Below are 9,068 nucleotides of genomic sequence, written 5' to 3' on the forward strand. Positions count from 1 at the left end.
AATCAAACACAATATCAGATTTAGATAAAGTAATATCAGAATCAATCTTATTGACAGTAACAGAAACAGTATTTTCAACAGACTTGTGATTATCGTCAGGAGTTGTAACAACTTTTAAAGTGTATTCGCCGGCATCCAAACCGGAAACAGTAATCACATTAGTATCAGGATCATATTCAATAACCGCTTCAGAATGATCAACAACAGAAATATTTTCCTTATCAACAGTACAACCTTCTAAAGTTAAGGTAGTAGTGCCGAAGCCTTTATAATCAAAGACAACATTATTGGAGAAAGTTACACTGGAGTCAATCTTATTGACTGTTATTGCAGCAGTAGCGTCAACAGAAGTATGATTATTGTCTGGGGTTGTGGTAACTTTCAATGTGTATGTTCCAACATCAAGGTTGCTGATTGTGATTACATTGTTTTCAAATGCAATGCAGTTGGATACAGGATTGCCTTCATTATCAAAGACAGCGATATTTTCCGCATCAACACTGCATCCTGTCAAGGATAATGTTGTAGTGTTTGAAGACTTGTAGTCCAATTCAATTTCATTTGGATCAATTCCAATAGCTGACGGAACCTTGTTTACAGTTACAGTAATATTTTTCTTTTCACTAGGATTGTATTTGTCATTTCCAGCAAAATGTAATGTAATATTGGTCTTTCCAGCATTTAAGAAAGTCAAGTATCCATCTTGAGATAATTTAACAATATTTGGGTCATTAATATTGGCTGTTATTGGCAGTACTTCCTGATCAGAATTATCAGATATAACTCTGGCAGTTAATTTTTGTGAATCCGCACCCCATTCAACAGTGATTGAATCTGAATCTGTTTGAACTTCTGTATCATATTTTATTACATTTACAGGAATTTCAATACTGGTTGGTGCATAATTATCATCACCAGTATAAAAAATTGTTAAAACAGATGTTCCGTATTTAAGACCAGTTACATATCCATTAGCCATGACCTCGATAAATTCATCTCCTCCACGATAATTTATAACACCAGTAGCGGCGCTTTCACTTAACTCTGCAGGAACAGGCACATCCACATCACCAACATGAATTGTGATTTCATCATCAGCTATGATTTTAACTGGATATTTTACTTCAAGAGGAACTGTTAATGAAGCAACATTATATGAAGCAGTTATTTTAACATTTTCCCTTTGGTCTGCATTGAATAAAATATTTTCCTCCATTAATGCATTGTTCTTGTTAACTTTTCCGTTGGAAGGTGTCAGTGTAAGATTTACCTTAGGAAGATTGGATGAATCATAAACCTTATTAACACCATTTTCAACATAAGTGAAAACAAATTTGACATTTCTGTCTTCACCAACCACCATATATGGGTCTGTTTCAGAATTCAATGACAATCTGTTGTTTACAATTATATAGGTACCAGGAGTAACTCCACGATTTCCTGTATCTGAAGGAGTGTTTCCAAACCAGCAGTTGTCTAAATTATAGCTACCGCTAGACCTGCCAACAACACTTGGATATGCTTGAGGTGAGACAGAATAGTAATTTCCAAGGAATATTGAATCTCTGAAATTGGTTTGAGATGCACTACCTGCAGAATAAGCTACTCCCCCTCCCCCTGTAGATTTAGCATGATTATCCAAAAATGTTGAGTTTACAATATTGTGAGTACCTGCAGTAGTATACAATACACCACCATAACCATAGCTTGTACCTCCTTTTGCATCATTTCCAATGAAAGTGGAATTAGATATGGAAAGTGTATCTGTAGCAGCCCAGTATATTGCTCCTCCGTAACTTGTAGATTTACCTTTTGCAAAATTGTTTCTAAAAGTGGAATTCACAATACTGACCTCATCAGCAGTAGCTGAAATATAAATAGCTCCACCATTATTTCCCATAGTTGTAGAGTATGCAGAATTATTTATGAAATCTGAATTTGTGATATTTATTTTTCCAGAATAACTATAAATTGCACCTCCACCAAGATTGGAAGAAGCGGAATTATTTACAAATGTTGAGTTATAAATAAAATTGCTGTCAAGACTATTCGTATCCCATAAAGCCAATGCACCACCTGTAACAGCTGCGTTTTTTATGAAAGTCACATTAATGAATCTCTTGTTAACACCACCATTAATATATATTGCTCCACCTTGTCCAGTAGAATAACTGTTTTTAATTATTATATCTCTAATTGTGGCATCATTTGCAGCTTTCAAATTAATTGCACCACCATAACTAGTACTATAACCATTAGTTAAAGTAATGTTTTTAATAGTTAAATTGTGAGCATTTTGGATGTTGAATATTCTTGATTTGCCATTTGCGTTGATAGTAAATCCGTTACCGTTGATTGTTAAATTTTTAAGGGATACTATAATTCCGGTATCGCCAGTATCCGCACCATCAATATAATTATAATTACGGTCTAACTCGACAACTCCGTTTTCACCGGCTAAGCTGATTAATTCCGCTAAAATCGCAAAGTCCCCTAATAGAGAAGAAGTTTTATTATATGAAGCAGATCCGAAACTTGCGGTTAATGATATATCCTTATATACAGGATCAATAGGAACATCACCAATGCCTTTAGAGATAACAAAACTTTCCGGAACAGTCAAGTTTTCACCTGAAAATGTCATGTTCAAGTTTCCTAAAGCGCAATTTTCATTGGAACTGTTTGTAGCATCCAAAACATTGTAGACATTATTCAAATCAATTGTTGCAGCCGCTTGTCCTAATGTAATGTTTAAGAAATACCAGTTGTTTAATGTGAATCCTTCAACCTTTGCAATGTTTTTATTGTAATTGGAAGCGTTATTTCCAAACCAGTTATAATCAGCATTCAAGTCGCTTGGAGCATAAATTGCATTATCTCCAGGATTGTCAATGAATACACAATCATTTACTTTTCCATTGTTTTTTATCCAGTATATTGCACTTCCACTTGCAGCTGTGTTATTTGTAAATACAGATGATTTTACAGTTCCACTTTCACCGTCAAAGTATATTGCACCACCATTCTCATCGCTTTTGGCGTTGATGAAGGTGATGTTTTCGATTACGACATTTGAACCTGTTATCTTGAATATTCTGGACTGGCCTTTTGCATCAATAATGTAGCCGTTTCCTTTGATTACGACATTGTCACGATCTATTACAATTCCTTCTGTGATAGTGTCAAATAATAAATCATAAGTAAAGTTACGTGTTAACTCAACCACATCATTCTCATCTACAAGTTTCTGAATGATATTAAAATCTCCAGCCCTAATTTCTGTTGTTGCTACTGCATTGGCGTTTTTGACTGTTAATAATCCTTTTTCATCAGTCAATGCATATGCAACATTTGTTTTTCCGTTTTTATTTAGTGTAATTGTTTCTGGAACATCCAGATTAGTTGATTCAGTGTTTAATGTGATATTCGGAAGACTGTAAGATGAATATCCCCTGATAAGGTTTGTACCATCATATAGATTGTTTAAAGAAATTGTTGCATATTCGTTTGTTGCATTGGCATCTAAAACATACCATGGACCCATTGCCAGATTAGCAGGAACATTAGGTCTTTCGTCATAGTTGGTAATATTGTTTCCAAACCAGTTATAATTGGCGAAAAACTGTTCTGGAATAAATGAAAAAAGAAGATTTGTCCCTGAATTGTTTAATAAAATGGAATTTTCAAGAGTGTAACCCCCCATTACATAAATTAAAGCTGTTGTTGCAGTATTGTTAATAAAAATACACTTGTCTGCTGACGCAACATTAGTATTTGCATCATAAATCACAGCACCTGCTTTTGCAATATTTTTAATAAATTTGGAGTTTGTAATCACATTTCTGTATCCTGTTGTATATGATACTGCTCCCTGATCTGCAGTGTTGTTTTTAAATGTACAATTATCTGAATCAACGAATGAATGATAAATACATAAAACCCCGGCATTAGTTGCACTGTTGTTTTCAAATGTACAGTTTGCAAACTTAGTATTGTCACTTTCATAGCTATATATTGCACCACCTGTTGAAGCGCGATTATTTGCGAAAGTGGAATTGATGAAAGTGTTGACAGGACCATTATCATAAACTGCACCTCCTCTGTTACCGTAGTTATTGATAAAGGTACAGTTAACAAAGGAATTTGTACCGCCATAATTATAAACCGCACCACCGTAATCACTAGCCTGATTGTTTATGAATGTACAGTAATTCACATTTAAAGATTGGGCAGAGTGATAAATTGCAGCACCATAATCAGAAACCCCATTCTTGAATGTAATATTATTTAAAGTTACATGATTTTCATCAAACCAGAATATTGACACTTTTTTATCACCATCAATTGTATGACCATTTCCGTTAATGGTAATATCTTTATTTAAAAATATTACATTCAATGTATCTACACCATCAATAAATTTGAAATCATGTTCCAGGTTTAGAACTCCTCTCTGTGGAGTAAACCAGATAAGATCATATAGTTCATTATAACTACCGTCACAGACAATTACATATTCCAGTTCTTTAATGGCAGTTATATCCTCAAAACTTGCAGTTAATGTAGCTGTAGTTCTCATCATCGCAAATCCGAAAGTAGCTTGACCGTTATCATTGAGAGTTACAGCAGTCGGATTGCACTGTGCATGTGTACCTCCAAGATTAAGTGTTATGGCCTGTAGTGCATAGCTGTCATAATTACCTTTATCGTTACCGTCAAAAAGATTATTTAAAGATACTGTTGCAGTGCCTTCAGTAGCCGGGTTCGCTTCTATTTTCAGGAATAACCATTTATTAACAGTTATACCATCTGTTTTAGTGATTTTAGTATCATAATTTTGAGCTGTATTACCCCACCAGTTATAATCAACAACAACATTGCTTGACCCTACAACGTTGTAGGCAGCATCATTGCTGATGAATATTGAATTGCTGATATTAGCTGTTGTGGTAGGACTCATATAAATTACAGAATTAGAACCGACATTGTTTATAAAACTTGACTCTGTTATTTTATTTTCATTACTGTTTGCATTGATATATAATACATCACCCTGACCACTTGCATCATTATTAGTGAAAGTACAGTTAATTACTTCAATCTTATTTCCCTTAAAGTATACAACAGCACCATCTGTACCGACTGCATTTCTGAAAATAATATTTTTTAAGATTAAATCCTGAGAACCAGTATCATCATTAAAGTAAAAAATGTTAGATAATCCTTTTGCATCAATGAAATGTCCGTTACCATCAATTGTTAAACTTTTAGTGATTTCAATACCGTTGGTTAAACTGCCATCCCTATCTGCATCATAATTGTAATCCCTTATCAATGATAATTCACCGCTTACATCATCGTTAATATTATTCTGCAGTGAAATGAAAGTAGGATCAACTCCTCGGGTTATTTCAGCACCACTGGTACCGACTGTCAATAAATATGAATCAGCTGGAGTGTAAATGATTGTATTTTTCCCGGTACCATCAATTTTTACTTTAGAAGGAACTTCAATATCCTCTCCTTTAACATCCAAATCAATTGTAGGTAAAGCATAGTTTGTATCTTCACTTAAAACCCCATCTTCCAATAAATTATTTAATGATACAAAAGCATTTCCATTGCCGTCCAAATTCAAATCTAAAACATACTGTTTATTTATTTTCAAAGCAGAATTTACCTTTGGAGTTGCAGTTTTATAATTGTCTTTAGTTAGACCCCACCAGTTATTTTCTGCAGTAAGTGTATTACCATAGTTACTTGCATATTGATTATCATAAACAACATCATACTGTCCAGTATTATTTATGAAAATCGAATTTGAAATACTTGCATCATCAGCAAAAACTACATAATAAATAGAACCCGCCGTATTTCCAGTATTATTTATAAAAATACATTTATCAATATTGCACTGATAGTACCTGGAAGTAATTGCACCACTAACTGAACCTGTATTGTTAATAAATGTACAACCGGTAATTCTATTGTAATTAGGATATAACATATATATTGAACCATATGCACCATTATTATCAATAAACGTACAATTTTCAATAAGTAAACTGCCATGCCTAGAACTTGAAATTACAGCCGCTCCACTTGAAGAAAATCCATTGACAAATTTTATATTTCTTAATGTAACCCCATCGGCATTTACATTAAATATACTTGTATTGCCTTTTGCATCAATAGTAGTGATACCTTGTCCGTCAATGATCAAATTGGCAGTTGCAATATTAATTCCAGAAGTAATAGTATCAGTGCTCTTATATTCATAATCATTTTCTAATAAAACCGTTCCAGAAGCACCGCTTATCTTAGTATTCAAAGCAGCAAAGCTTCCGTCATCCGGATCCCCCAAAATTTCAACATCGTCATTACTTTTTTGTAAATTATTTTCACTATTTACATTAACCCCCGTTACTTTCACAGTATCATTGGCAACGCTTACAGCTTCATCACCACTGTCAGCTGCACTTATTGCCGAAATTGTAAAAAGTACGCAGATAATTAATAAAATAGTAATTATCTCCTTTTTAAACTTCAAAACAATTCTCTCCTTTTACACTAAATATTAATCGAGAATGTTATTATTTATGTATAATATAATATTTATATTATTAAGAAAAAATTGAATAAAATTACAAAAAAAAGTTAAAAAATAAAGTTTATCGGCATTTAAATCCCATTTCATCAAGGATTTTTTGAAGATATTTTTTCTTCAAAACAAGTTCACGTCTATCGGCCAGCCTGTCACTGTTTGGCTGGGCAACTTTTTCAGGCAATCTTGAAGCTCCAAGATACTGGGTATCTCCTTCACGCAACTTGGGAGCCTCACCATTATCAATGGCTTTCTTAATATACCAGTAATCCTTAAAAAGCACGTCAAAGTCGTTGCTTAAATAATAAAGCTCCAGATCGGTTATAAGACCAGTTGAATCATGCCATATTATTAAAACAGATTCATACTTAAAAAGCTCTGAAAAGCCAATAAAATTAAAATAGTCCAAATCAGATAATTTAAATTTCGATGCAGGATATCTCTTTCCGCAGTTTTTATAAAAATACTCCACAGGAGCAACAAAAAAAGTTTCCGATTCATCCAAGACTACCTCATGGATGTTTTTTCCAACAAGAGCCTCGAATGAATCCATGTTAATCTATTCCTTATCGAGTGCAGGAATTCCGGTTATTCTAAGTCCGCCGTAATGGGATTTATATTTGATGTTAAGTCCAATGAGAAGCGGAGTGATTTTTTCTATGATACGTGCTTTTTCCAAAATACCGCAGTCGATTGTCTTGATTCCAGGGATTTTATCAATGATTTCTGCTGCAGTTGCCTTAGCATCAGCGTCATCACCGGCTATAAGACAGTCACAGTCGATTTCTTCAGGAATGTTTGCCAGATGGGAATTTGAAATGTTACAGAATGCGCAGATTACCTTTGCACCTGTTCCCTCCAGGATTTTAGCAGTTCTTTCAGCGGCTGATCCTTCCATCAAATCAATGAATCTGAAAGGTTTTCCGCCGATTGCAGTTTCAAGAGGCACGGTTGCATCCATAACAATCTTGTCAGCACAGAACTCCTTGATTCCTTCAAGGGTTGGTTTTTGTGCAGCCAGAGGTACGGTAATTATAAGTACGTCGCCTTCTTTTGCAGCGTCTTCATTTGCCATACCTACCATGTTTGACAAATCATAATCGGATAAATCTTCTTTTGCTTTTGCAACTACATCCAAAGCCTTTTCCTCTTTTCTTGAACCTACAATTACATCCATGCCTGCAATGGCCAGTCTTTCTGCAATTCCAAGTCCTTGTGGTCCTGTTCCTCCAATTACACTAATTTTCATTTAATCACCTAATTTTTTATCATACAGAAGTCCGCCGACAAAGAGCAAATATTCCGGCAGCTTTCCGTTTTGAGCATAAATCACTTTCAAATCAAACAGATCTTCCATTGTCCTGTCAACATCAGCACCCAAAGCCTCAAGGGAGTATCTCATCTTGAAAGGCATCTTGCAGGGAACGCCGACTTCCCTTGTACATCTCATGCACAGGTTGCATTTACCTAAAAATAGTCCCAGTGAGTTTTCATCCTCAAGCATATATATTTCATTCATCAGCTTGACTTTAAGCCTTTCAAATCTCTTGAGGACAAATTCCAGTTCCCTTTCCTCAAAGGTGTGTTCAAGCTCTTCAGGGGAAAATTCGATTTTAAAAGCAATTATCTTGAGTTTGTCATATGATTTCCACACGTCATCAGCATCGAATTCAAATGGCGGATAGCTCCAGTTGTATCCAAGCATTTCCTGCTCTTCGATGCACAGTTTTGAGATTTCCTCAAAGTTCACATAGTTTTCAAAATACTCGCCGGCATCGACATCGGCAGTAAGTTTTTTAATCTCTGACATAATTATCTATATAAAAGTTGAATATTATAAAATTTTCTATTAGTATTACCCGTCAATCACTTGATTTATCTTTATTTTTTTGGAATTGTAGCTAATCGATTTGTTGACATCATTGAGGGACTTCTTGAGTGTTGTGACAATTGATGAGAGAAGCTCCTCATCAAAGTCAATGCATTCCTGGCAGTGAAACTCACACAGCTTTGAGATTCTCTCATCTTCCAGAAACTGCATGTATTCATCCCAGTCTTCATTTATCTCATCTAAAAAGATTTTCAAATCTAAAATCTTGTCGTTTAGCTCATCGGCCTTTTTGAATGCCCTTTTTTCAATTGGCTTTAAATCATTTAAATCCTGTCTTGTCCATTCATATAGGAAAGTTTTTTCACTCATGGTATCACTTTTAGGTTATCCTAATTTTTATATTTAAAAGTATATGAATATTACTAAAAAGTAAAAATTGATTTGAATTAGTAAAATTGCTTTAAAATATTAAAATTTATGTTAAATCGAACCAAAACTATTTATAATTAGTTAATTGAACCTCTCCGGCTTGTAGAAGCCTGAGATTCTTAGGCCATGCATATAATATTTTTATTTATGTCACAAGAGTTCAGTAGTTTATTTAGGAACTTTGTAGGGAATATATGCATGAAA

5 protein-coding genes are annotated in these 9,068 nt (G+C 34.3%); all 5 read right to left on the bottom strand.

Features of this window, described 5'->3' with window-relative positions:
- A partial coding sequence (locus tag ACKI2P_RS02690) for a beta strand repeat-containing protein (RefSeq protein ID WP_407374766.1) occupies positions 1-6,550 on the bottom strand: 6,550 nt, incomplete at its 3' end.
- 121 nt (positions 6,551-6,671) lie between these two features.
- On the bottom strand, positions 6,672-7,157 hold the full coding sequence (locus ACKI2P_RS02695) for a hypothetical protein (RefSeq protein ID WP_407374767.1): 486 nt from the start codon (positions 7,155-7,157) through the stop codon (positions 6,672-6,674).
- 6 nt (positions 7,158-7,163) lie between these two features.
- Entirely contained in the window at positions 7,164-7,853 is a 690-nt protein-coding gene (gene npdG / locus ACKI2P_RS02700; protein WP_407374769.1) for an NADPH-dependent F420 reductase, read from the bottom strand.
- Complete coding sequence (locus ACKI2P_RS02705; RefSeq protein ID WP_407374771.1) at positions 7,854-8,414, bottom strand: DUF2284 domain-containing protein; 561 nt, start codon at positions 8,412-8,414, stop codon at positions 7,854-7,856.
- Positions 8,415-8,459: 45 nt separating this feature from the next.
- On the bottom strand, positions 8,460-8,804 hold the full coding sequence (locus ACKI2P_RS02710) for a hypothetical protein (RefSeq protein ID WP_407374773.1): 345 nt from the start codon (positions 8,802-8,804) through the stop codon (positions 8,460-8,462).
- Positions 8,805-9,068 lie beyond the last annotated feature (264 nt).

The sequence above is a fragment of the Methanobrevibacter sp. genome (assembly GCF_045541095.1).
Lineage (GTDB): Archaea > Methanobacteriota > Methanobacteria > Methanobacteriales > Methanobacteriaceae > Methanocatella.